This window comes from Polyangium sp. 15x6, from assembly GCF_029960785.1.
In the GTDB taxonomy this organism is placed as follows: Bacteria; Myxococcota_A; Polyangia; order Polyangiales; family Polyangiaceae; genus Polyangium.
Genome location: NZ_JASBQE010000020.1, coordinates 109867 through 132649 on the forward strand (window position 1 = coordinate 109867; position 22783 = coordinate 132649).

Consider the following 22783-nt stretch of genomic DNA (forward strand, 5'->3'; position numbering starts at 1 on the left):
TTTCAGGGATTCGGCTCCCCCGCCTCCTTTTCGGCTGCCCCCGGCGAAGCGCGGAGATGAATCCTCCGGTACTGCTTCGACCCCGGCCCATACGCATTCCGCACGACCTGCTTGAACGACAGGTACTTCTCGTACGTGGGCCCATACGCCTGGGCGCGCGCCATCTGCGCCTTCGAGAGCGCCTTGTTCGCGGCGATGGATTCCGTGAGCTCCTTGATCGCCGTGGGCGCCCGCTGGCCGAAATCGCCTGCGAGCAGCGCGTCCGCCCACGGCTTGCCGACATGATCGTCGATGAGATCGACGAGCCTCCCGATCGCCTTGAGCTGGTCGGTGTCGGTCGGCTGCGATTTCAGCGTATCGGGGAGCTTCGTATCGGGCAGGACGGCGAGGAGCGCGGAGCGTGCGACGCGATAAGGAGCGTCCAGGTTGCCGAGGGCATCGAGCGCCTCCCGGTTCTCCTTGGCAAAGGCCGTCATCGCATTGGCAACCGCTTCCTCGGCGGCGAGATATGCGATGGCGGAATCGGCGAGCGTCTCCTTGAAAACCGCGACGACGACAGGGTTTGCGTCAGGCTCGTCGGCGATTTCGATCGAGCGGGCGATGACGCGCGCGAAGCGCTCGTAATCAATGGTCACGGAACCTCCTCCGTTCTGGGGTGGTGTTGTACACGGCGACATTACAACCGGGACAGGCCGGACATGCAAGGGCATCGTGCGCGCGAAGGTCGAGCACGGACCGGCGAAGCCTCGGCACCTGGCGGCGAAGGTCGGGAACGCGGGCGCGAAGGTCGGCCGCGGCCCGGCGAAGCTCGGAAGCGGCCCGGCGAGGCTCCGTCACGCGTCAGAGAAGAAAGTCAACTCACCAGCAAAGCATCTTCACGGACCGGCGAAGCTCCGCCACGGACCGGCGAAGCTCCGCCACGGACCGACGAAGCTCCGCCACGGACCGGCGAAGCTCACTCCCTCACGTCCCCTCCGCCTCCTTGCAGCAGCGGAACCCTTCCTCGTAGCCGTAATCGTCTTCCTTGTGGAACCCCACCGTTGGCCGGCAGCGGCCGCGCACCGGGCCCCACCAGCCGCCTTTCAGGCCGCTCCGGTTCGGGTATTTCTGCTTCGGCCGCACCACCCATTCGTTGATGTTGCCGTTCAGGTCGTACACTCCGAACGGCGACACGCAACGCGGCATCGAGCCCGTCGGCAAGCGCTGGTCGAGCTTCTCGAGCTCTGCCTTGCACTCGGGGCGCTTCATGCATCGCTCGTACTTGAACAGCTTCTTTTCGCGTTTTCGATAGACCTTGTCGATGTTGCACGCCGTGGGGTCGCGCTCGTAGCCGTACGTGTACGGCAGCATCGCCTCGCCCTCGCACGCGAAATTGAACTCGGCCTCCGTGCAGAGCCGCTTTCCCTTCGCTTCGCAGAGCTTCTGCGCGTCGCCCCACGAGACCAGAAGCGCAGGCAGCTCGCCTTTCTGGTTCGGCCATTCATAACGGTCCATGCAATACCGCATCGGCGTGCGCTTCTTCGAGAGGCACACCGACGGCTCCTCGTACTTCATGCACCGCTCGCTCACCGTGCTCGGCCCGGAGCCCTCGCCCCCCTCGGACGCCTTTTTCTTCTTGGCCTGGTCCTTCTCGAATTCGTCGTGGTGCTCGACGCACCGCTGCTGCACGAGCGGGCAATACTCGCCCGCGACGAGCACCATATCGGACGGACACCCTTCGCTCGTCCCGGGGAGCGACGCATTCGCGTCCATCGCCGCGTCCGCATCCGCATCCGCCGCCGCATCCGCGTCGGCTTCCGCATCCAGCGCCGCATCGGCGAGCGCTGCGTCGAGCTCCGCGCGCGCCTCCGCGGCTTCGATCGCAGCGTCGGCCGACGCGTCGGGCGCGGGCGGCGTCGAGCCGCCCCCCGAGCACGCGGGCGCCGTCGCCGAGGTGGCGAGCGCGACGCAGAACAGAACGCCGAGGCCCAGCCTCGACGGATTCGAAAAGCGCTCGCTCATCGGCCCGGGGCGGGGATGATCTTCAGAGCCACGCGCTTGCCGTCGCGCTCGACCTCGACCGTGATCTCGCGCCCCGGCTCCAGATCGCCGAGCGCGAACACGTAGTCGTGCACGTTCGTGATCTCGTGCTTGTCGAGCTTCACGATGATGTCCCCCGCTTGCAAGCCAGCGCGCGCGGCGGGTGCGTCCGGACGCACGCCCGTGAGTTTCACGCCCTTGCCCTGCCACGCGTAGTCCGGGATCGAGCCGAGCGACGCCCGGAACCCTCGCCCGCCGCCTCCGCCGCCCTTGTGCGGATCCTGCGCCGCCGGCGCCTCGACGAACGCGAGCCGCTCGGGCCGGTCCGCGACCGCTTGCGTGAGGCGCGCGGCGAGCGTCGCGATGAGGTCGATGCCGCCCACGTCGACCTTGTCGGCCGTGTCACTCGGCTTGTGGTAGTCGTCGTGCACGCCCGTGAACAGGAACGCCACGGGCACGCGCGCCGCCGTGAACGAGGCGTGATCACTCGCGCCGAAGCCCTCGGCGCCGAGCTTCAGCGTGAGCGAGAGCCCCGCGTTCGCCGTGTTCACGAGCTCCGGCCACGCCGCCGCCGTCCCCGTACCGTCGACGACCAGCGTCCGGTCACGCATGCGACCGACCATGTCCGCGTTGATCATCGCCGTCACCGTGCCGATCGGCATGGGCGGGTGCTCCACCCAGTGCTTTGATCCCAGCGTGCCGAGCTCCTCGGCCCCGAACGCGATGAACACGACGTTCCGCGCGGGCTTCTCCGCGAGCTTCGAGAAGCGCCGCGCCACGTCGAGCAGCAGCGCCGTCCCCGAGGCGTTGTCGTCCGCGCCGTGATGGATCTCGCGCGAGCCCGGCGCGCGCGAGTGCGACGTGCCGCCCTTGCCGAGGTGATCGTAGTGCGCCCCGACCACCACGTACTCCTCGGCCGTCTTCGAACCCGCGCGCGCAGGCAGCCTCGCGACCACGTTCCACGCGTCCGCGAACGTCGGCTCGAGCCGCGTCGCCACCGAAAGCTCCGTGCCCGCGAGCGCCTTCGGCTTCGCTGCGGCCTTCGACGAGCTCACCGCCGCGTCGTCCCACTTGATCTCCGGGAACAGCGCCTTCGCCGCGCTCCGCTTGATCACCACGGCCGGGATGCCCATCCCGCTCGCGTTCTCCGGCGCGGCCGGAAGCTCCTCACCTGCGGCCACCACGATCGCCGCCACCGCCTTGTGCTCGCGGGCCGTGCGCAGCTTGTACCGCACGCTCTTGAAGTCGCGCAGCGCCTCGGCGTTCTTGCCGCCGGACTCCGGCTTCGGCGCGCCGTCCACGATCAGCGCCACCTTCCCGGCGATCTCCTTGCCGGCGTAGTCGTCCCACGACGCCGCGGTCGCCGTCACGCCGTGCCCGACGAACACGACCTCGCCCTTCGCCTCGCCCGTCTGCGCGCCTTCCGCCGTGATCACGTCGGCCGCCGCCGGCGTCTTCGCCGCCTTCTGCCCCTTCTTCGCGAGCGAGACCGTCGGCGCCTCGACCTTCGCGCCGACGCGCGCGGAAAACTTCTGCTTGAAGCCCTTCCCGCTCCCGTCCGCATCTCCGAACGGCTCGAGCCCGAGCTCGCGGAAGCGCTTCTCCACGTGCTCGGCCGCTTGCTGCGCGCCCGCATCACCCGTGCCGCGACCTGCGAGCTCGTCCGACGCGAGCCGCTTCACGTCTTCGCCGATCCGCTGCGGATCGCCCTTCTCGATCGGGTTTTCCGCCTTCGGCGCCGGCGCAGCGGGCAGCTCCGGCGGCGCGGGCGGCGGCGGGGTGACGGGCTCGGCTGTGGGTCCACAGGCGGCGAGCAGGGCGAGGATGGACGCGGTGATCGCGAGGCGCCCACGAAGGCGCAGGAGGGTCGGCTTCACGCCAACGCCTCTACCACGAACGGGGGATTGGGGGCAGAGCTCGGCTTGTCCGAGCGGAGCCCCCAAGCGTCGACGCGAGGATTGGGGGCAGAGCTCGGCTTGTCCGAGCGGAGCCCCCAAGCGTCGACAGCCGTGGGATCACCAGGGCGATGCCTTCTGGGCCGTACGTACGAGCTCGACGGCGCGCCGGCCGATGTACTCCTCCACGTCGGCCGGTGCGATGTGCCGGTCCTTGGCGAAGTCGAACTCGCGCGGCTTGCCGTCGCCGAACGTCACACGCACGACGGCCGCGTCTCGGGCGAGCTCCACGCGCAGGCCGAAATCGCCGAGCTTCAGCTTGAAGTCGTCGGCCTGCTCGGTGAACGAGGGCGACTGCCCCTTGTCGCGCAAACGGTCGCGGGTGAAGCGCAGCGCCTCGGCGCCCAGCGAGAGCGCGGCCTCGGCCGTGTGGAGCGCTTCTTGGACGCGCTTTCGATGCCGTTCCTGCTCCTCGGCGTCGCGCTCCGCCTTGGTCTTCGCTGCCTCGATGAGCTCGTCTCGCCAGCTTGCCACGGGGCCTCCTCGTCTCGGACTTTTGTCACGTATCCTTCAGAACGGTCCCGCTGTAAAGCCTCACCGCTCGAACCTCTTTTCGGTCGGGCCCTGCTGCGGAGGGGACGGATACGACGCCACGTGGATCGTCTGCGTCGGAAACGCGAGCGCCGAGCCGTTTTTCTCGACGATCTCCATCAGCCCGAGCAGGACCTCCTCCCGCCAGACGGTGAACTCCGTCCACTCGCGCGAGTCGAGCCACACCATCACCTCGAGCGTGAGCGCCGAGTCGCCGAAGCCGATGAAGTTCACGTTGATCGCGTCGGGATAAATGCCCGGCCGCTCGGCGAGATAGCTGCGCATCTCCTCCACGATCCGACGCACCGCCGCGGGGCGCGTCGAATACACGAGGCCGATCTTCGCGTGCAGCCGCAGCCGGTCGCGGGCGCTGTAGTTCTCGATGCGCATGTCCGACAGCCGCCCGTTCGGCATCGTCACGAGCGTCCTGTCGAGCGTCCGGATCCGCGTCGAGCGCAGGCCGATCTGCTCCACGGTCCCCACGAGATCGTCGACCTTCACGAAATCGCCGATGTGCAGCGGCCGGTCCACGCCGATCGTGAACGAGCCGAACAGGTTCTCCAGCGTCTTCTGGCTCGCGAGCGCGACGGCGATACCGCCGATCCCGAGGCCCGCGATGATCCCCGTCACGTTGAGCCCGAGCTGCCCGAGCACCAGGATGAACCCGAAGACCACGAGCAGCACCTTCGCGGCCTTCGTGGAGATCGCCACGAGCGAGAGCGCGCCGCCGCGATCCTTCGTGTCGCCCGCCTTCGCGATGCGCGCTCCCACGCGGTGCGCGAGCACGTCGAGCAGTCCGAACAGGCCCCAGAGCAGGCTCGCGACGAGCAGCGCGTCGACGCCCCGGCCCACCACGTCGCTCGCCGCGCGGCGCAGCGCGATCGCGGGCTCCACCGACCAGAACGCCGTCGTCCCGAGGAAGAGCGTCGCGGGTCCGCGCAGCGCGACGAGCAGCTCGTCGTCCCAGGCCGTCGCCGTGCGCCGCGCGATCGGCGACGTGAGGCGCACGAAAATCGCGGACAGGAGCGAGCCCGCGAGCATCGACAGCACGAACGCGAGCGGCAGCGCGACCCACTGCCACGCGGCCACGCCGTAGACCGACTTCGTGTAAGACCAGGCGGGCAGGTTGCGGATCACCCATCCCGGCGTCACGCCGGGCTGCGCGGCGAACAGGGTGATCGGCGGTTCGTCCAGCATGGCGCGCACTGTAGCGAAGGATCCGGGGCGTGGTAGCCTCGTCCCCATGATCGCAATCGGGCCCGTCTCCGCCCGGACCGACGACGGCTGGCACCTCTGCGGCGAGGTGCTCGCCGAGGGCCGTCGGCCCGCGGTGGCGCTGCTCCTGCACGCGATGATGGCGAACCGCCGGAGCATGGACAAACCACGCGGCGCGGGCCTCGCCACGACGCTCGCCGCGGCCGGACTCTCGGTCGTTTCCATGGACCTGCGCGGCCACGGCGAGAGCGGCCCCTCCGCGCGTGAGGGCGCGCGGTACACGTACGATGATTGCGTGCTCTTCGACGTCCCCGCGCTCGTCGGGCTCACGCGCTCTCTGTTCCCGGGCAAACGCGTGATCGTCGTGGGCCACAGCCTCGGCGCGCACGCCGCGCTCGCCTCCGCCGGCGTTTTTCCGGACAAGGCGGCCGACGCCGTCGCCTCGATCGCCGGCAACTTCTGGTTCCCTTCGGACGAACCGAGCCTCGCGCGGCGCGCCGCGAAGGCGGCCGTCCTCCGGACCTGGCTCGCCGCGGCCGAGACGCTCGGTCACTTCGACCCCAAACCATTCCGCATCGGCTCGGACGCCGTCGCCTTGCCGTACATCCGTCAGTTCTGGAAGGTCTGGTCCTCCGATCGGTACGGCAGCGTCGACGACCGGTACGATTATGCCGAGGCGCTCTCGCGCGTCACCTGCCCGGTCCTCGCCGTGGCGAGCGAGGGCGACAAACTGCTCGCGCACCCCGAATCCGTGACGCGTTTCTTCGCGCGCATCGGCAGCCCGAACAAAACTTTGCGCATCGTCACGCACGCCGAGCACGACGGCCGGGCGCCCGACCACATGGGGCTCGTGACCGATCCGCGCTCGCTCCCCGTCTGGCGAGAAATCGCGGAATGGGCGACGTCAATCGCCTGACGCTTTCAATCGATCTGCAAATGCCAGTGCGGCGGGGCCGACTCTTCGAGCAGGGTCACGCCCTTCGCCTCGTTCACGGCCGCGACGAAGGCCTTCTTGTCGGCGGACGACATGTCGCGGTTTCGCACGTCCACGGCCCCGGCGCGCAGGTGGGCCGAAATGTACACGCCCCGGGCGATCTGCGATTTGAGCACCTCGTGCATCGCGGCGACGACGTCGTCCGGCTCCTTGCGCCCCGCCCGCCCTCGCTCGTACGCCTGCTTGATCTCCCGCGCGGCTTCCTTGTTCCGGTAGAGCTGCATCGGATCGCCGCCGAGGCGCAGCATCTTGTACATCGCCTTGGCCTGCCGCGCCGCGTCCCGCGTCCCGCTCGTGACCGTGATGTGTTTTCCCGTCCGCTTGAAATACGCCTCGTCGATCGCGTCCACCTTGTCCGCGACCGGATCCGGCAACGTCACGTCCGCGAGCGCGCTCCACGCCGGCGGCTTTCCTCGCGGCGTCGACTTTTCGAGGCGCGGCGGCGACAGCGGCGGGCGAGCGGCTTCCTCGGGCGACAGGGGGGGCAGATCGTCGCAGTCGAGCGCGAGCGCGGCGCGCGGCTCGGCCGTGGAGATCGGCGGCAGGAGGAAAGACGCGTCGAGATCCGCGACCTCGCGCGAGCAGCCAACGCCCGAGACGAGCGTGCAGGCGAGGGCGACCGTTCCAGCGAGCGAGCTCCGCATGAGGGCGCCCGCGATGCTCGCATCGGCTGGCCGGACGCGCCAAAAAAGCGACGTCTTTTCGCTGCGCTGTGGAGTATTCTCGGCGAAATTTGCCGGAGTTCCGGCAGACCGGTCTACACTACCGGGCTTGCCCAGGAGACGACTTCATGAGCGCCCCTCCCACGAATGGCACCGCGGCCCCTCGCACCCGCCCGCTCACCGGCGCGGAGTACCTCGAGAGCCTGCGCGACGGGCGTGAAGTCTGGATCCGCGGCGAGCGGGTCATCGATCTCCCGAGCCACCCGGTCTTCCGCAACGCCACGCGGATGCTCGCGCGGCTCTACGACGCCCTGAACGATCCCGGAAGGCAAGCCGCGCTCACGGCGGAGCCCGAAACGGGTTCGGGCGTCCGGACGCACCGCTTCTTCTGCATCCCGCGCAGCATCGACGACCTCGTCGCGACCCGCGACGCCATCGCGGAATCGGCGCGCATCACGTACGGCTGGATGGGACAGAGCCCGGAAGAAGGCGCGAGCGTCGTCGCCACGCTCGGCGCCGCACCCGAGGTCTATGGCCGATTCGCCGAGAACGCGCGGAGCTGGTATCGCAAAGCGAGCGGACAGGCGCTCTTTTTCCACCACGCGATGCTCGATCGCAGAAGCCCCCCGCCGAACGCCCCGGCCCCGGCGCCGCTCTACGTCGAGCGCGAGACCGACGCGGGCATCGTCGTCAATGGCACGACGCTCGTCCCCTCGGTCGCGGCGCTCTCCCATTGCAGCTTCGTCGTGCACCCGGGCATCCTGCGCGACGAGGAGATTCTCCTCTCGTTCGTCGTGCCCCTCGGCAGCCGCGGCGTGAAGCTGCAATGCCGCCCGAGCGCCACCACGAACACCAAGCTCCATGGAAGCCCCTTCGATCATCCGCTGACGAGCCGCCTCGAAGAGGACGAGGCCGTCCTCTCGTTCGACGAGGCGCTCGTCCCCTGGGAAAACGTGTTTCTGTACCGCGACGCGACCGAACGGGCGGCGGCCTTCCAGCGCACCTCGTTCGCCGCGCGCGCGAGCTTCCAGGAGTGCACGCGCCTCAGCATCAAGCTCGAATTCCTCGCGGGCCTGCTTTTGCGCTCCGTCGAGGCGGCGGGCACGGGCGGCTCGCCGGAGGTCCGCGCGTCGCTCGGCGAGGTCCTCTCGTATCGCAATCTGTTCTGGGGCCTCACGGAGGCGCAGGCGCGGGTCCCGGCCCCGTGGGCGCAGGGCGCATTGCTGCCGAACCCGGAGCATGGTTTGTCCTTCCGCATCTTTTCGACGCTCGCCTATCCACGGCTTCGCGACGTCATCGAGCGGGCGGTGGGGAGCGGCCAGGTCTTCCTCACGGCGAACGCGAGCGACTTCATGAACCCCGAGACGCGGGCGTACCTCGAACGTTTCGTGCGCGGGGAGAACGGCTACACCGCGCTCGATCGGGTCAAGCTCACGAAATTGCTCTGGGACGCGCTCGGCGGCCAGATCGACAGCCATTTCGCCTCCGGCGATCGCCTGGAGAGCGCAGACGACATGCGCATCGACGTGCTCGCCGCGGCCGCCACGAGCGGGCTCGCCGATCGCTGCAAGGCCTTCGCAGGCCGCTGCCTCGACGAGTACGATCTCGAAGGTTGGCGCACCAAGGATCTCTTCACCCCGAACGAGCTCATCCCGGTCGTCTCCTCACGGAGGCGGCCGTCGTCGTGGTGAAGGCGGGGCATCACCTCAGAAAAACCCCTCGAGCGCGATCACGCAGAGCTCCGCCGGCCGCTCGGGATCGTCGGGATCCGTGACGGCCCAGATCGTCTTCCGCGCGGGATCGAACGTGATCCCCTCGACCTTCCGGCACGATCTTTCTCCTGAGGGTTCTTCGAGGAACGTATACCTCGCCTGCTCCCCCGCGAGAAATCCGACGGCGGCGCCCACGACCGGACCGTCGTCGATCGCGTTCGGCGTGCCCTCCGCGACAGCGAGATAAAGCGTCTGCCCGCCGAACGCCGCCGCGTCCGTGAAATGCAGCGGCACGCCGCCCGCGAATCCGAGGTCGTAAAACGCGTGCCCGACGAGCTCCACGGCGCGGCCTTCGAGCACGCTCCCGGCGACGTCCACGGTCGCGCTCGCTCCGGGCCCCGCGCCGCGATGAAACAGCCGCAAAACCCCGCCGGCGAGCACCGCGCCCTCGACGTTCGGCCGGACGCCGATCCGCGCCTCGACGGCGTCGAAGAGCGGCCCGAGGTCCGTGACCTCGACCCGGCCAGAATCGAGATCGACCGACGCCTTGTGCCTGCGCCTGTCCGAAGACCCCGACCCGAGGACCGTCACGGCCCGCCCCGGCCCCACGAACGCCGCCTCGAAATCGGGCTTTCGCGCTTTGGGCAGCTCCTCCCCACGCCCTTCGAGCGTGACGCGCGACATCGCCCCCGACGCCGGATCGATCCACACCACGGAGAACGCGTCGTCCTGGATCACGAGCAAACGTCGGTCATGCCAAACCACAGCCGAACCCGCCCGCACCCCGGGCAAGGGTCGGGACGAGAGGATGCGGGCGCGCAAATGGGGATCCGGGGAGGCGTTGATCACGCGTCCGCCACTACCCTGGACCTCGGCCGGACGACAACCTTTCTTTTCCCGCGCCCGCCCGCTCGGACAACCGCCCTCCCGCGCGGCGCATCGAAGCGCCTTGGTGGATCTCGACAAGCTCCCTGAAGAAGGCCGCCGGCGTGTGCAGATCGAGCGCGTTCGTCCGGAGATCGACGGCGGACGCTTCCCGATCAAGCGTATCCTCGGCGATCGGATCGACATCTCGGCCATCGTTTATGCCGACGGGCACGATCTGCTCGCCTGCTCGCTCCTCTATCGCCCCGCGCCGTCCATCGGCGACCCCGATCCGCCCTGGCTCTCCGTCCCCCTCGAGCCCACGGCGGAGCCCGATCGATTCGTCGCGTCGTTCACGCCCGACACGCTCGGCCTCTGGCAATACACCGTCGAGGCCTACATCGATCGGTACGGCACGTTCCGCCGTGACCTCAAAAAGCGCGTCGAGGCGGCGCAGGACGTCTCCGTCGACATCCTCGACGGCGCGACGCTGCTCGAACAGGCCGCCAAAGACGCGACCGGCGACGACGCTCGCTCCCTCGCGGACGTGGCCGCGCGCCTGCGCGACGACACCATTGCGCTCACCGAGCGAATCACGCTCGCGCTCGACAGCGGCCTTTGCATGGCCGCCGCGCGCCACCCCGATCGCCGCCTCGCCTCGCGATATCCGGGCATCCTCGAGGTCGTCGTCGACCCCGAAAAGGCACGTTTCTCCGCCTGGTACGAGCTCTTTCCGCGGTCCTTCGGCGAGAGCGGCCGCCACGGCACCTTCGCCGACGCCGAGGCGCGCCTGCCGTATGTCGCCGACCTGGGCTTCGACGTCCTTTACCTCCCGCCGATCCATCCGATTGGCCAGACGAACCGCAAAGGGAAAAACAACACCCTCGTCGCGGAGCATGGCGACGTCGGCAGCCCCTGGGCCATCGGCGCGCCCCAGGGCGGGCATACCGCGGTGCACCCGTCGCTCGGCACCCTCGACGATTTCGACAGGTTTTTCCAGGCCGCAGAGCGCCTCGGCATCGACGTCGCCCTCGACATCGCCTTGCAGGCCTCGCCCGACCACCCCTGGGTCCACGAGCATCCCGGGTGGTTCCCGCGCCGCGCCGACGGCACGGCTCGTTATGCCGAGAATCCGCCCAAGAAATACCAGGACATCCACCCGTTCGATTTCGAGACCGAGGAGTGGCCCGAGCTCTGGCGCTCGCTCGAAGGCATCTTCCGGTTCTGGATCGCCCGCGGCGTCCGCTTCTTCCGGGTCGACAACCCGCACACGAAGCCCCTGCCCTTCTGGGAGTGGGTCATCCGCTCGATCAAGCGCGACCACCCCGAGGTCGTCTTCCTCTCCGAGGCTTTTACGCGCCCGGCGCTCATGTATGGCCTCGCCAAACGCGGGTTCACCCAGTCGTACACCTATTTCACCTGGCGTGTCTCCAAGGACGAGATCACGTCCTACATGCACGACCTCACGAAGACGGAGATCGCCGAGTTTTACCGGCCGAACTTCTGGCCGAACACGCCCGACATCCTGCCCGAGCACTTGCAGAACGGCCAGCCTGCGGCGTTCCTCGTTCGCCTCGTCCTCGCCGCGACGCTGTCGAGCTCGTACGGCATTTATGGCCCGGCGTTCGAGCTCATGGAGCACAAGCCTCCGCGCGAGGGCGCCGAGGAGTATGCGGACAGCGAGAAATACGAGCTCCGCCGCTGGGACCTCCGCCGGCCGGACAGCCTGCGCCCCATGATCGCGCGCATCAACCGCATCCGCATGGAGCACCCCGCGCTCGCGCGGAACGACAATCTCCAGTTCTTCCACACCGACAGCGACCTCGTCCTCGCGTATGGCAAGACGCACGGAGACGACACGCTGATCGTCGTCGTCAACCTCGACCCGTATCATCGCCACGGCGCTTGGGTCGAGCTCGATCTGCCGGGCCTCACGGACGCGGGGCGCGGCTTCGAGGTCCATGACCTCCTGAGCGGCGCGCGTTATACGTTCCGAGGGAAGCGAAACTGGGTCGAGATCGATCCGCGGACGTCGCCCGCCTGCGTCTTCCACGCGCGGAGGCTCGCCCGTAGGGAGAACGATTACGAGTATTTCCTATGAAGCGAGATCCCCTCTGGTACAAGGACGCCGTCGTCTACGAGCTGCATGTCCGCGCGTTCAACGATCAGAACGGCGACGGGATAGGGGATCTCCCGGGGCTCGTGCACAAGCTCGATTACCTCCACGACCTCGGCGTCACGGCGATCTGGCTCCTGCCGTTCTACCCCTCCCCGCTCCGCGACGGCGGCTACGACATCGCGGATTACACGGGCGTCAGCGAGAGCTACGGCACGCGCGACGACTTCGCCCGGCTGCTCCGCGAGGCCCACGACCGGGACATCCGCGTCATCACCGAGCTCGTCCTCAATCACACGTCGAGCGAGCACGCCTGGTTCCAGCGCGCGCGCCGCGCCCCGGCCGGCCACCCGCATCGCGATTTTTACGTGTGGAGCGACGCGCCGAACCGCTTCGAGGAGGCGCGCATCATCTTCCAGGATTTCGAGAGCTCGAACTGGGCCTGGGATCCGGTCGCGCGGGCCTATTACTGGCACCGCTTTTATGCCCACCAGCCCGACCTCAACTTCGACAACCCCGCCGTCCACGAGGCGCTGCTCCAGGTCGTCGACCTCTGGTTCGACATGGGCGTCGACGGCATGCGCCTCGACGCCGTGCCGTATCTTTACGAACGCGAAGGGACGAACTGCGAGAACCTCGCCGAGACGCACGCATTCCTGCGAAAGCTCCGCGCCCACATCGAGGCTCGCTACGACGGCGGGCGTATGCTCCTCGCCGAGGCGAACCAGTGGCCCAGCGACGCCGCCGCTTATTTCGGCGCAGGCGACGAGTGCCACATGAACTTCCATTTCCCGCTCATGCCGCGCATGTTCATGGCCGTCGAGCTCGAGGACAGCTTTCCCATCGTGAATATCCTCCGCCAGACCCCGGCGATCCCCGAGGCCTGCCAGTGGGCGACGTTCCTCCGGAACCACGACGAGCTCACGCTCGAAATGGTCACCGACGAGGACCGCGATTACATGGTCAAGGTCTACGCCGAGGAGCGCAACGCCCGCATCAACCTCGGCATCCGACGCCGCCTCGCCCCGCTCATGCGCACGCGCCGCCGCATCGAGCTCATGAACGCGCTCCTCTTCTCGCTGCCGGGCACGCCCGTCCTCTATTACGGCGACGAGATCGGCATGGGCGACAACATCTTCCTCGGCGACCGCGACGGCGTCCGCACGCCCATGCAATGGAGCTCCGACCGCAATGCCGGTTTTTCGCGGTGCAACCCGCAGAGGCTCTATCTGCCGGTCATCGTCGACCCCGAATACCATTACGAGGCCGTCAACGTCGAGGCCCAGCAGGCGAACTCCGCGTCGCTCCTCTGGTGGATGAAGCGCCTCATCGGCCTGCGCAAGCAACACGAGGTCTTCGGCCGCGGCTCGATCGAGTTCCTCCACCCCGACAACCACCGCGTCCTCGCGTTCGTCCGCTCTCACCGGGACGAGCACGTGCTCGTCGTCGCGAACCTCTCGCGGTATGGCCAGTACGTCGAGCTCGACCTCTCGCGATTCCGCGGCATGGTGCCCACGGAGCTCTTCGGCCGGACGCGATTCCCCGAGGTCGAAGGCAAATACCCGCTCTCGCTCGGGCCGCACGATTTCTTCTGGTTCGGCCTCGAGCGCACGGCGCCGCTCGCGATCGCCGAGCGCGAGAGGCTCCCCGTCCTGCTCGCCTACCAGACCGTCGAGAGCCTCGTGAAGCGGCCCGAAGGCCGGCGCGCGCTCGAACGCATCCTCTGCAATTACCTCGCGGGGCGCCGGTATTTCCGCAGCAAGGGCCGTGCGCGTTCGAGCGCCTCGATCCTCGATGCCATTCCCCTCGGCGATCCCGGTGCCCCGCTCGCGTGGCTGCTCTTCGTCCGCGTCGATTTCGCCTCCGGGCCCCCGGAGACGTACGTCCTGCCCGTCACCTTCGCCTCGGGCGAGCGCGCGCGCGAGATCGAAGAGAACGCGGGCCACGCCGTGATCGCGGCCGTCCGGCTGCACGTGAGCAATGGCCACACCGAGGTCGTCGAAGGCACGCTCATCGACGCGCTCGTCGACCCCGATCTCTCGAATGCGCTCCTCCGCTTCGTGCGTCAGGGCGCGAAATTCATCGGCGCGCGCGGCGAGCTCCGGTTCGTCCCGCACCCCTTCCTGCAAAGCGTCCCCGAGGAGGCCACCGAGCGCGGCCGGCTCCTCTCCGCCGAGCAATCGAACAGCATCGTCGTGTATGGCGAGTCCGTGATGCTCAAGCTCTTCCGCCAGGTCGAGGAGGGCATCAATCCCGAGTTCGAGGTTCAGTCGTTCCTCGACGCGCACGGCTACAAGAATGTCCCGCGGCTCGCGGGCGCGATCGAATACCAGGCCCCCGGGCGCGACCGGACCGTGCTCGCGATGGTCCAGCAATGGGTGCCGAGCCGAGGGAACGCGTTCCAGGCCGCGCTCGAATCCCTCGACCTCTTCTTCGAGCGGGTCCTCGCCGACGAGGCCACGCGCGCCGGCGCCACGCCGCCCCTGCCGAGGGGCACGTTCACCGAACGCGCGCGCACGCCGCTACCGCCGCTCGCGCACGACCTGCTCGGCGCGCAGGGGGTTTGGCTGAACAAACTCGGCCAGAGGACGGCCGAGCTCCACGCGGCGCTCGCGACGGACACGACCGATACCACGTTCGGCCGCGAGCCCTACTCCACGCTGCACCAGCAATCCCTCTATCAAGGCGCGCACACGATGCTCGCGCGCACCTTCGACGCGCTTCGCCGGCGCGCGCACACCTTGCCGGAGGGCGTGCAGGAGCTCGCGCGGGAGATCACGCGCCGCGAGGACGAGGTCGACCGTCGATTCAAGGCGATCGGCGCGCGAAAGGTCGACGCCACGCGTATCCGTTGTCACGGCGACTTCCACCTCGGTCAGGTCCTCTTCACCGGCGAGGATTTCGTCTTCATCGATTTCGAGGGCGAACCCACGCGCCCGCTCGCGACGCGCCGCTTCCGCCGCACACCGCTCAGGGACGTGGCCGGCATGCTCCGCTCCTTCGATTACGCGGCGGCCTCCGCCCTCGCCGCCGGCCGCGCGCGGCCCGAGGACCGGCCCGTGCTCGAACCCTGGACCCATGCCTGGGTCGCCTGGGCCGAAGCCGTCTACCTCGGCGGCTACCTCGGCGCCGCGGCGGGCAGCGAGTTCCTCCCGAAAAACGACCCCGACATCGACCTCCTCGTCGATTTCTACGTCCTGGAAAAGTGCATCTACGAGATCGGCTACGAGCTCGACAATCGCCCCGACTGGATCGGAATCCCGCTCCACGGCCTCGCGCGCATGCTCGAAGGATGAGGGCTCGCTACAGCGTACCCTCGCGCCTGAAATATGCGCGCGCGTGTGCGGCGATCTCCTTGTCGGTCGGACGATCCAGGGTCTCCACCGCGACGACCCTCGATTTCAGGTCGTGGTGGTGGTTCTCGAGGTGCCGGACGAACTCGATTTTCGCGTTCGCCGGGCCGACCACGAGGATCTCCTCCGTGCCGGCGAGGTGCTCCGCGACGTCGTGATAATAATGCTGGTCCTCGCCCGCGTGCCCCGACGAAGCCGTCGGCCCCGCCTTGCGGTGCAGCTTCGTGTGTGCGTGCGGCGACTTGATCACCTCCCCGGCATAACTCTCGGGCGTGAGGTGGAAAATGTGGGCCTCATTGTGATCGAGCCAGACGACGGCATGTCGGGTGTTCATGGGAAACCTGCCTTCGCAACCGCCGTGCCGCGAAGCCGGTTCGCGTAAAACACCGGGAACCCGCGAAGGCGCGGCGGATCGCGGCGCGAGGTAACGCAAGGCGTGCGTGGCGGCGCAAGGACTGCGACGACGGACGTGTCCGTTCGCTGGCCGGATGTCCCGCCGGGCCGCGGATGTGGTAGGGGGGAGACCGTGCAGGAAGGTCGAACCCCGATTCACGAGACCCCCGAGGGCGTCGTTCGGCGCCTCGTGGCCGCGCGCGCGGCGCTCCCGCGCGAGGAGGACCCGGTCCTCGCGTTCGACGCCGACGGTACGCTGTGGAACGGCGACGTCGGCAACGATCTCTTCGAAGCGCTGATCGCCGAAGAAGCGGTGCGCGAAGAGGCGCGCGCGGCGCTGATCGTCGAAGCTCGCGCCGCTGGCACGAGCGAAGCTGGCAGCACGACCGACATCGCGCAGGGCCTCTACCGCGCGCTTTCGGACGGCACATATGAAGAAGTCCGCGCCTTCGCGATGATGGCCTGGGTCTTCGCGGGGTTTGCCCTCGCCGAAGCGGAGGCGTTTGCCCGGCGCGTCATCGCCGCGCGAGGGCTGGATGCGCGGCTGCATCGATTTCTTTCGCCCGTCCTCGCCTGGGCCGAAGCGGAAAAAGTGCCCGTGTGGGTGGTCTCGGCTTCGCCGCGCTGGATCGTCGAGATTGGCGTCGCGCTCCTCGGAATCCCGGCGCATCGCGTGGTCGCGATGACGCCTCGGATAGAGGACGGCCGCATCGCGCCCGAGCTCGCCGGGCGGCCCGTGTATGGCAATGACAAGCCCGTCGCGCTGCGCGAGGCCTGCCCCGGCGGCACGCTGCTCGGCGCGTTCGGGGATTCGAGTTACGACGTGCCCATGCTCGCGGCTTCACGCGTCCCCGTCGGCGTGCGGCCGAAGGCGGGATTGCTCGCGCGCGCGGCCGAGGTGCCGAGCCTCGTCGTCGTCGGTACCTGAGCCATGGCTACGATCGAGCTTCGTGGCCTCGTCCGCCGGCACCCCGGCACCGAAATCCCCGCCCTCGACAAACTCGACCTCGACGTGCGCGACGGCGAGATGCTCGTGCTCGTCGGCCCTTCGGGTTGCGGCAAATCGACGACGCTGCGCCTCGTCTCGGGGCTCGACACGCCCGACGCGGGGACGATCCGGATCGACGGACGCGACGTCACGCGCGTGGCGCCGCAGGATCGGGACGTCGCGATGGTCTTTCAGGGATATGCCCTCTATCCGCACATGAAGGTGCGCGAGATTCTGGCGTTCCCCCTCAAGATGCGCGACGTGCCGCGGCCCGAGCAGGAGAAAAAGGTCCTCGAGGCGGCGGAGATGCTGGGTTTGTCGAAGCTGCTCGATCGGCGGCCGGGGGAGCTGTCGGGCGGGGAGCGGCAGCGGGTCGCGATGGGGCGAGCCATCGTGCGTTCTCCGCGCGTTTTTCTCTTCGACGAGCCGCTTTCGAACCTCGACGCCGCGCTCCGGGCGGAACTCCGGGTCGAGCTCGCTTCGCTCGTGCGCAGGCTCGGTGTCACGAGCATTTACGTCACGCACGATCAGGTCGAGGCGATGACGATCGGCGATCGAATCGCCGTGATGAAGGGCGGCGTGCTCCAGCAAGTGGGGACGCCCAAGGAGATTTACGAGGCGCCGGCGAATGTCTTCGTGGCCTCGTTCCTCGGCGCGCCGGCCATCAATCGCATCGAGGCGACGCACCACGCGGGAACGATCGAGGCGCCGAGCCTCCTTTTTTCGGTACCGATGACGCTCGGGCTCCCGAACCGCGTCGTCGTGGGGATCCGGCCGGAGCACGTATCGATCGTGCGTGACAAACCACGCGCCGACGACATTACAATCTCCACGAAGGTCGTGCACGCCGAGCCGCTCGGCGCCGAGACGTACCTTTACCTCGACGCCTCGGGGACACGCATCGCGGCGCGTATGCCGGGCTGGGGGGCCTTTTCGCCGGGCGACGCGCTCGTTGCGGCGGTCGATCTGCGCCATTGCTTGTTCTTCGATGCCCAGACGGGCCGAAGGGTCGCGGAGGCGCGAGGATGAGCGCGCGCCTCGGGCGCAGGGACGCGCTGATCACGCTCGCCTCCTCGTTCGCCGCCCTCGCGGGGGCGGGCTGCGCGCGCGGCGGCAGGGACGGCGAGGCGTCGCTCTGGTTCGCTTATGGCGGCACGAACCGCGAGGTCCTGCTCTCGCTCGTCGATCGGTTCAACGCCGAGCAAAGCACCCATCGCATCAAGGCCATTTATCAGGGCGATTATTTCGAGGCCCTGGCGAAACTCCGCACGGCCATCGCGGCGCGCGCGGCGCCGGCGCTCACGCACGTCGTCGGCGAGGTCGTGCCTTACCTCGCGCAGGCCGGCACGCTCCTGCCCATCGACGAGACGAACCACGTGACCGGCGACGTCGTCCCTGCCCTCGGGCAAACCGGGTGTTTCGTGCGCGGCGGCGAGCGTCCGATCGTTTGCGCGCCGTTCAATCGGTCGACGCCGATCGCGTATTACAACCGCGCGATGTTCGACGAGCTCGGCCTGCGCCCGCCGACCACCTGGAACGAGCTCGTATCCGTGGCCCGCGCGGCGACGGTCCGGGCGAGCGACGGGACCGTGACCCGCCACGGATTCGCCTGCCCCATCGATTGGTGGTTCTGGGTCGCGCTCGTGGGGCAAGCGGGCGGGGCCGTGGTCGAGGACGACGGGACGCCCTCGCTCGGCGGCGAGGCCGGGGTGCGGGCGCTCGAATTCTGGCAAAGGCTCGTCCACGAGGAGCGCACGATGAAGCCGCCGCCGGGCCGCGATTACAATGCCTGGCAAGCCACGAACACCGATTTTCTCGCGGGCCGGGTGGCCATGATCTGGACCTCGACGGCGTTCCTCAAGTACCTCGAAACGAACGCGAAGTTCCCGGTCGGCGCCGCGCCGCTGCCGGGGGACGTGCGGAAGAGCGTGCCCACGGGCGGCACGATGTTCGTGATCCCGGCTGCCTCCTCGGAGCGTGAGCGCCCCGCGGCCCGCGCGTTTTTGCAATGGATGATGTTGCCGCGGCAGGCGAACGAGTGGGCCACGCGGACGGGGTATCTCCCCGTCTCGCAGAAGGGGCTCGCCGAGCTCGAAGCGAGCGGGTATTACGGCGAGCATCCGAATGATCGGGTCGCGCTCGATCAATTGAAAGACGCCTTCGCGTGGCCCTGGGCGCCATCCTTGTTCCGCATCCAGCGCGAGGCGGTGCAGCCGCGGCTCGAAGAGGCCGTCCTCGCCCGCAAGGACGCGCGGGCGACGCTCGACGAGGCGCGCCGCGCCGCGGGGGAGCCATGAAGCCGAAGCGCCCGCTCGATCCGTACCTCTTCCTCGCCCCGACGGCGCTCGTGCTCGGCCTCTTCTTTTTCTGGCCGCTCGCGCTCGTCTTCAAGAACAGCTTTTATCGCTGGGACATGCTCACGCCCCCCGAATGGGTGGGCGCCGCCAATTACACGCAGATCCTCGCGAGCGGCGAGCTCTGGGGCACGATCGGGCGGACGCTCTCGTACAGCGTCGTGGTCGTCGTCGTTTCGCTCGCGCTCGGCCTCGGGCTCGCGCTCGCGCTCGATCGCCCCGGGAAACTTTATGCCTTCGTGCGGGGCGCGGTCTTCAGCGCGTACGTCGTCTCGTGGGTCGCCGTGGCCCTGCTCTGGATGTGGATCCTCGACGCGGACGGCGGGCTGCTCTCCACGCTCTGCCGCGCCGTCGGCATCGCCCCCAAAAATTGGCTCGGTGATCCCGCGGTCGCGCTCTACACGCTCGCGGCCGTGAGCGTCTGGAAAATCACGGGGTATTCGATGGTGATTTTCCTGGCCGGATTGCAGGACATCCCGCGCTCCTTGCACGAGGCCGCGGCGCTCGACGGCGCCGGGCCCTTTTCGCGATTCCTGCACGTCACCTGGCCGATGCTGCGCCCGAGCGCCTCGTTCGTCGGGACGACCAGCCTGATCCTCTCGTTCCAGGCCTTCGACGTGGTCCGCGTGATGACCCAGGGCGGGCCCGTGAAATCGACGACGGTCTTCGTCTACGCGATTTACGAGCACGTCTTCGTGAACCTGCGCGTCGGACGGGCGAGCGCGATGACCGTCGCGTTTTTCGTGCTCCTGCTCGTGCTCACGGCCCTGCAGCTCGGGTCCTGGCAGCTCGGCAAGACGGGCGCGAGGCGCGCATGAAGCTCCGCTTTTCGTGGATCCTGCTCGTCGTCGTGGCCCTGCTCTGGGTCGGGCCCTATGCGTGGATGGTGCTCACCTCGCTCCGGACCTTGCCGGAGATCGTCGCGGCGCCCGCGTGGCCCATCCCGAAATCGATCCAGTTCGAGGCCTATCGCGAGGTCTTCCGGACGATCCCCGTCGGCCTTTATTTCCTCAACACGACGGCCATGGCCGTGGCCATCGCGCTCCTCCAGATCCTGCTCGCGTTGCCCGCGGGATACGCGCTCGCCAAGCTGCATTTCGTCGGCAAGAAGGTCGCCTTCGCGCTCGTCCTCGCCTGCCTCCTCATCCCGGCGCAGGTCACGTTCGTCCCCGTCTTCTCGATGCTCGGCCCGATCGGCCTCGTGAACACGTTCGCGGCGCTCATCCTGCCATTCGGCGTGAGCGCGCTCGGGACGTTCCTCGTGCGGCAAGCGCTGCTCTCCGTGCCCGACGAGATGATCGAGGCGGCGCGCCTCGACGGCGCGAGCGAGCTTCGTATCGTCTACGGCCTGCTCGCCCCGATGGTACGGCCGACCCTCGCGTCGCTGTTCCTCTTCAGCTTCGTCTTCCATTACAACGATTATTTCTGGCCGCTCGTCATGACGACCGACGACGACGTGCGCACCTTGCCCCTCGCCGTCGCCCTGCTCCGCGAGCAAGGCACCGGCGTGCGCTGGCACATCGTGATGGCGGGGAACGTGATCCTGAGTTTGCCCGTCCTCGCGCTCTTCGCGGCCGTGCAAAAGCAGATCTTACGGGCGGTGACGGCGCGGGTCGGGTAGCGCGTTCATTCGTCTCGGTGCTCGGCGAAGCCGATCACGCGCATGCCGAACGAGGCCGCGAGGAGGATCGCCGTATCGAGCGGAACCTGAGCGCCCTTCACCTTGTTCTTCGCCGGATCGACGTACAGATCCGAGGAGCGGGGGAACTGCGCATTGCGAAGATCGCAATCATCGAAGCGCGTCCCCGCGAAACGGCACTCCTCGAACACGGCGCCGGAGAGGTCCGTCGCCGCGAAGACCGACTCGGTGATCCCGCACCGCGTGAAGTGCGTCTTGCGCAGCGCGAGCGAGTCCATCACGGTGTATCGGAGGTCGCAGTCCTCGAAGGATACGTCGGGGAACTTTGCGATCTTCGTCCAGTTGATCCCCATCAGCTTGCAAGACTTGAACGTCACGCCCCGCAACGAGAGCATGGTGACGTCGGCTTGCCGCAGATCACATTCCTCGAATGTACAGCCCTCGAGCCGCGTCCGCGACCATCGGCCCTCGCTGAGCTTGGAGCGTCGAAATACGCAGGAGGAGAACTCTCGATCACGCAGGTCCGCTCGTTCGAGAGTGACCTTGTCGAATGTCTCGCCGTCGAACGAATTCTTGCCTTCGAATGGGTTCATCTGGCGATCATCATAGGCCGGTCGCCATCCCGGTTTCAATGCCTAAGGCATTTTCGTGATCTCGTTCTTCTTCTCCAGCGCCTTCGCCCTCAGAGCCGCCTTCTTCGCCGCCTCCGCCTCCTCCGCCGCCCTCGCCTCGTGCATCAAGTATTGCTCCTGCGTGAGCTGGCCGAGGACATCGCTGCCCGCGTGCATGCGGGGCCGCTCCGGCGCGAGCCCGATGCCCCCCATCCTCCTGTCCACGGGCATACCCATTGACGCCCCCACCGCGCCCGCCCCCACGGCCAAGACGGCGAGGAACCGCCGCGCCCGACGACTTCGCACGCCCTCGGGGCAATCGGCCGTCATGACCGTGCCGTCCTTGCGCCGGTAGAACTTGGCGCAGAGGTTGCCCCCTTTCTCGTGAATGAGCTGCTCGGCCTCCTGCGTGGTCATCGCCGAGAGATTGTAAACCTTCTTTTCGCAGGACGGACAGAACCGCGTGCGGTCGTCGCCCACCATCTTGTCCCAGTCGGCATGGCAAGGGGCCGCGACCTCGACCCGCGACAGCAAGGGCAAACGCCGCCTTTCTTCGAGCCTTCGCTTCACGTCCGCGAGCTCCTTGCCGAGGTCGGCTTCCTCGCGTGACAGGCCTTCGAGCTCGCGCCGCTGCACCTCGATCTGCGCGAGGCGGCCCTCGATCTCAGCCTTTTTCGTCTGCAGGGCAAACTCGTCGTCGCGGTAGGCCATGCCCTTTGGACGCGCGATTGCGCGCCCGCGTTTGCTGGCAAGCGAATTTTCTCGACGGCGCGCTCAGTTGCGGCCGTTCAGCAGGTCCTTGCGCGTGGAGACCAGAAACGGGTTCACCACGCTCGCCGGCACCGTCGTCCCCGCCGCCTGCGTGGCCGGCGTCTCGTTCACCGTCTTGCGCGGAATGCGCGGCTTCGGCTTGGGGAGCGGCTGGGGCTCGGGCTCGGCGACGGGGCCGAGGGCGAGCTCGATCGAGGCCTTGGCCTTGGCGATCTGGGCGAGCGCGTTCGCGCGCTCCCGGGGGCGAGCGGCGGTGGCTTGCTCGACCTCCTGCTCGGCGCGCTCGAGGAACGCGAAGCCCCGCGCGAGCTTGAGCCGCGTGATCTGCTCGGCCGTCGGGAGATCCGCGTCACACGCGGCCGACTCCTGCACCGCGCCCCGACCGACGACGACGACGAGCGCCCCCGCGAGCACCAGCGTCGAGACCTTCCACACGTTCACCATCACGTCCTCCCTCCGAGCGCGAGCGTCGCGCGCTCGCCATGTGGCGAGGTCGGGTCTTTCTGTGACCAACTTTTTTTCGGGACGAGGATATCCTCGCCGCCATGACGGCCCTGTCCGCCCCGAAGGCCACGGGCGAGACGTCCGGGACGAGGCGCCGGTCGA

At 68.4% G+C, this 22783-nt stretch carries 20 protein-coding genes; 9 read left to right on the forward strand and 11 right to left on the reverse strand.

Features of this window, described 5'->3' with window-relative positions; all coding sequences use genetic code 11:
- Nucleotides 1-2 precede the first annotated feature (2 nt).
- The 5 genes from QHF83_RS17215 to QHF83_RS17235 all read right to left on the reverse strand — a co-directional run bounded on the left by QHF83_RS17215 (nucleotide 3) and on the right by QHF83_RS17235 (nucleotide 5702).
- The gene (locus tag QHF83_RS17215; protein WP_282418933.1) at nucleotides 3-635 is read right to left on the reverse strand and encodes a hypothetical protein; all 633 of its coding nucleotides are present in this window, start codon (nucleotides 633-635) and stop codon (nucleotides 3-5) included.
- Between the two features lie 328 nt (nucleotides 636-963).
- Nucleotides 964-2001, reverse strand: a complete 1038-nt coding sequence (locus tag QHF83_RS17220; protein WP_282418934.1) for an SUMF1/EgtB/PvdO family nonheme iron enzyme — start codon at nucleotides 1999-2001, stop codon at nucleotides 964-966.
- Nucleotides 1998-3896: a M20/M25/M40 family metallo-hydrolase gene (locus tag QHF83_RS17225; protein WP_282418935.1), complete on the reverse strand. Its 1899-nt coding sequence runs from the start codon at nucleotides 3894-3896 to the stop codon at nucleotides 1998-2000. Before QHF83_RS17225 ends, QHF83_RS17220 begins: the two co-directional genes overlap by 4 nt.
- A 138-nt stretch (nucleotides 3897-4034) precedes the next feature.
- Nucleotides 4035-4448, reverse strand: coding sequence for a hypothetical protein (locus QHF83_RS17230; RefSeq protein WP_282418936.1), 414 nt, complete (start codon nucleotides 4446-4448; stop codon nucleotides 4035-4037).
- Nucleotides 4449-4508: 60 nt separating this feature from the next.
- Nucleotides 4509-5702 carry a mechanosensitive ion channel family protein gene (locus QHF83_RS17235; protein ID WP_282418937.1) on the reverse strand — a complete coding sequence of 398 codons (1194 nt, stop codon included), beginning with the start codon at nucleotides 5700-5702 and terminating at the stop codon, nucleotides 4509-4511.
- Nucleotides 5703-5748: 46 nt separating this feature from the next.
- Here QHF83_RS17235 and QHF83_RS17240 point away from each other — a divergent pair, with 46 nt between their 5' ends.
- The gene (locus QHF83_RS17240; protein ID WP_282418938.1) at nucleotides 5749-6636 is read left to right on the forward strand and encodes an alpha/beta fold hydrolase; all 888 of its coding nucleotides are present in this window, start codon (nucleotides 5749-5751) and stop codon (nucleotides 6634-6636) included.
- A gap of 5 nt (nucleotides 6637-6641) precedes the next feature.
- On the opposite strand, the gene QHF83_RS17245 is transcribed toward QHF83_RS17240, so the two are convergent.
- The gene (locus tag QHF83_RS17245) at nucleotides 6642-7358 is read right to left on the reverse strand and encodes a hypothetical protein (RefSeq protein ID WP_282418939.1); all 717 of its coding nucleotides are present in this window, start codon (nucleotides 7356-7358) and stop codon (nucleotides 6642-6644) included.
- A 146-nt stretch (nucleotides 7359-7504) separates the two neighbouring features.
- Between QHF83_RS17245 and QHF83_RS17250 the strand changes: the two genes are divergently transcribed.
- A complete protein-coding gene (locus tag QHF83_RS17250; protein WP_282418940.1) occupies nucleotides 7505-9067 on the forward strand; it encodes a 4-hydroxyphenylacetate 3-hydroxylase N-terminal domain-containing protein in 1563 nt (520 codons plus the stop codon).
- 15 nt (nucleotides 9068-9082) lie between these two features.
- On the opposite strand, the gene QHF83_RS17255 is transcribed toward QHF83_RS17250, so the two are convergent.
- Nucleotides 9083-9826: a hypothetical protein gene (locus tag QHF83_RS17255; protein ID WP_282418941.1), complete on the reverse strand. Its 744-nt coding sequence runs from the start codon at nucleotides 9824-9826 to the stop codon at nucleotides 9083-9085.
- A 214-nt stretch (nucleotides 9827-10040) separates the two neighbouring features.
- On the opposite strand from QHF83_RS17255, the gene QHF83_RS17260 reads away from it, so the two are divergent.
- On the forward strand, nucleotides 10041-12053 hold the full coding sequence (locus QHF83_RS17260) for an alpha-1,4-glucan--maltose-1-phosphate maltosyltransferase (protein WP_282418971.1): 2013 nt from the start codon (nucleotides 10041-10043) through the stop codon (nucleotides 12051-12053).
- Nucleotides 12050-15364, forward strand: a complete 3315-nt coding sequence (gene treS / locus QHF83_RS17265; RefSeq protein ID WP_282418942.1) for a maltose alpha-D-glucosyltransferase — start codon at nucleotides 12050-12052, stop codon at nucleotides 15362-15364. The genes QHF83_RS17260 and treS overlap by 4 nt, the downstream gene beginning before the upstream one ends.
- Nucleotides 15365-15371: 7 nt before the next feature.
- On the opposite strand, the gene QHF83_RS17270 is transcribed toward treS, so the two are convergent.
- Nucleotides 15372-15755, reverse strand: a complete 384-nt coding sequence (locus QHF83_RS17270) for a hypothetical protein (protein ID WP_282418943.1) — start codon at nucleotides 15753-15755, stop codon at nucleotides 15372-15374.
- A 192-nt stretch (nucleotides 15756-15947) separates the two neighbouring features.
- On the opposite strand from QHF83_RS17270, the gene QHF83_RS17275 reads away from it, so the two are divergent.
- The 5 genes from QHF83_RS17275 to QHF83_RS17295 are packed head-to-tail and all read left to right on the forward strand — an operon-like array spanning nucleotide 15948 to nucleotide 20777.
- Entirely contained in the window at nucleotides 15948-16742 is a 795-nt protein-coding gene (locus QHF83_RS17275; RefSeq protein WP_282418944.1) for an HAD family hydrolase, read from the forward strand.
- Nucleotides 16743-16745: 3 nt separating this feature from the next.
- Nucleotides 16746-17831 (forward strand): ABC transporter ATP-binding protein, encoded by a 1086-nt coding sequence (locus tag QHF83_RS17280; protein WP_282418945.1) that lies wholly within the window; start codon nucleotides 16746-16748, stop codon nucleotides 17829-17831.
- Entirely contained in the window at nucleotides 17828-19099 is a 1272-nt protein-coding gene (locus QHF83_RS17285) for an ABC transporter substrate-binding protein (protein ID WP_282418946.1), read from the forward strand. The genes QHF83_RS17280 and QHF83_RS17285 overlap by 4 nt, the downstream gene beginning before the upstream one ends.
- Nucleotides 19096-19974, forward strand: coding sequence for a sugar ABC transporter permease (locus QHF83_RS17290; RefSeq protein WP_282418947.1), 879 nt, complete (start codon nucleotides 19096-19098; stop codon nucleotides 19972-19974). The genes QHF83_RS17285 and QHF83_RS17290 overlap by 4 nt, the downstream gene beginning before the upstream one ends.
- On the forward strand, nucleotides 19971-20777 hold the full coding sequence (locus QHF83_RS17295) for a carbohydrate ABC transporter permease (RefSeq protein WP_282418948.1): 807 nt from the start codon (nucleotides 19971-19973) through the stop codon (nucleotides 20775-20777). The genes QHF83_RS17290 and QHF83_RS17295 overlap by 4 nt, the downstream gene beginning before the upstream one ends.
- Before the next feature lie 5 nt (nucleotides 20778-20782).
- On the opposite strand, the gene QHF83_RS17300 is transcribed toward QHF83_RS17295, so the two are convergent.
- The 3 genes from QHF83_RS17300 to QHF83_RS17310 form a co-directional block, all read right to left on the reverse strand.
- Nucleotides 20783-21388: a pentapeptide repeat-containing protein gene (locus tag QHF83_RS17300; RefSeq protein WP_282418949.1), complete on the reverse strand. Its 606-nt coding sequence runs from the start codon at nucleotides 21386-21388 to the stop codon at nucleotides 20783-20785.
- 42 nt (nucleotides 21389-21430) lie between these two features.
- On the reverse strand, nucleotides 21431-22117 hold the full coding sequence (locus tag QHF83_RS17305) for a hypothetical protein (RefSeq protein ID WP_282418950.1): 687 nt from the start codon (nucleotides 22115-22117) through the stop codon (nucleotides 21431-21433).
- A 63-nt stretch (nucleotides 22118-22180) separates the two neighbouring features.
- Complete coding sequence (locus tag QHF83_RS17310) at nucleotides 22181-22621, reverse strand: hypothetical protein (RefSeq protein WP_282418951.1); 441 nt, start codon at nucleotides 22619-22621, stop codon at nucleotides 22181-22183.
- Nucleotides 22622-22783: the final 162 nt, after the last annotated feature.

What these genes read in the sequence shown, in the direction of transcription:
- QHF83_RS17305 (WP_282418950.1), bottom strand. Translation starts at nt 22,117, where the DNA reads ATGGCCTACCGCGACGACGAGTTTGCCCTGCAGACGAAAAAGGCTGAG.
- QHF83_RS17280 (WP_282418945.1), top strand. Translation starts at nt 16,746, where the DNA reads ATGGCTACGATCGAGCTTCGTGGCCTCGTCCGCCGGCACCCCGGCACC.
- QHF83_RS17285 (WP_282418946.1), top strand. Translation starts at nt 17,828, where the DNA reads ATGAGCGCGCGCCTCGGGCGCAGGGACGCGCTGATCACGCTCGCCTCC.
- QHF83_RS17290 (WP_282418947.1), top strand. Translation starts at nt 19,096, where the DNA reads ATGAAGCCGAAGCGCCCGCTCGATCCGTACCTCTTCCTCGCCCCGACG.
- QHF83_RS17250 (WP_282418940.1), top strand. Translation starts at nt 7,505, where the DNA reads ATGAGCGCCCCTCCCACGAATGGCACCGCGGCCCCTCGCACCCGCCCG.
- QHF83_RS17270 (WP_282418943.1), bottom strand. Translation starts at nt 15,755, where the DNA reads ATGAACACCCGACATGCCGTCGTCTGGCTCGATCACAATGAGGCCCAC.
- QHF83_RS17240 (WP_282418938.1), top strand. Translation starts at nt 5,749, where the DNA reads ATGATCGCAATCGGGCCCGTCTCCGCCCGGACCGACGACGGCTGGCAC.
- QHF83_RS17295 (WP_282418948.1), top strand. Translation starts at nt 19,971, where the DNA reads ATGAAGCTCCGCTTTTCGTGGATCCTGCTCGTCGTCGTGGCCCTGCTC.
- treS (WP_282418942.1), top strand. Translation starts at nt 12,050, where the DNA reads ATGAAGCGAGATCCCCTCTGGTACAAGGACGCCGTCGTCTACGAGCTG.
- QHF83_RS17310 (WP_282418951.1), bottom strand. Translation starts at nt 22,621, where the DNA reads ATGGTGAACGTGTGGAAGGTCTCGACGCTGGTGCTCGCGGGGGCGCTC.
- QHF83_RS17220 (WP_282418934.1), bottom strand. Translation starts at nt 2,001, where the DNA reads ATGAGCGAGCGCTTTTCGAATCCGTCGAGGCTGGGCCTCGGCGTTCTG.
- QHF83_RS17245 (WP_282418939.1), bottom strand. Translation starts at nt 7,358, where the DNA reads ATGCGGAGCTCGCTCGCTGGAACGGTCGCCCTCGCCTGCACGCTCGTC.
- QHF83_RS17300 (WP_282418949.1), bottom strand. Translation starts at nt 21,388, where the DNA reads ATGAACCCATTCGAAGGCAAGAATTCGTTCGACGGCGAGACATTCGAC.
- QHF83_RS17235 (WP_282418937.1), bottom strand. Translation starts at nt 5,702, where the DNA reads ATGCTGGACGAACCGCCGATCACCCTGTTCGCCGCGCAGCCCGGCGTG.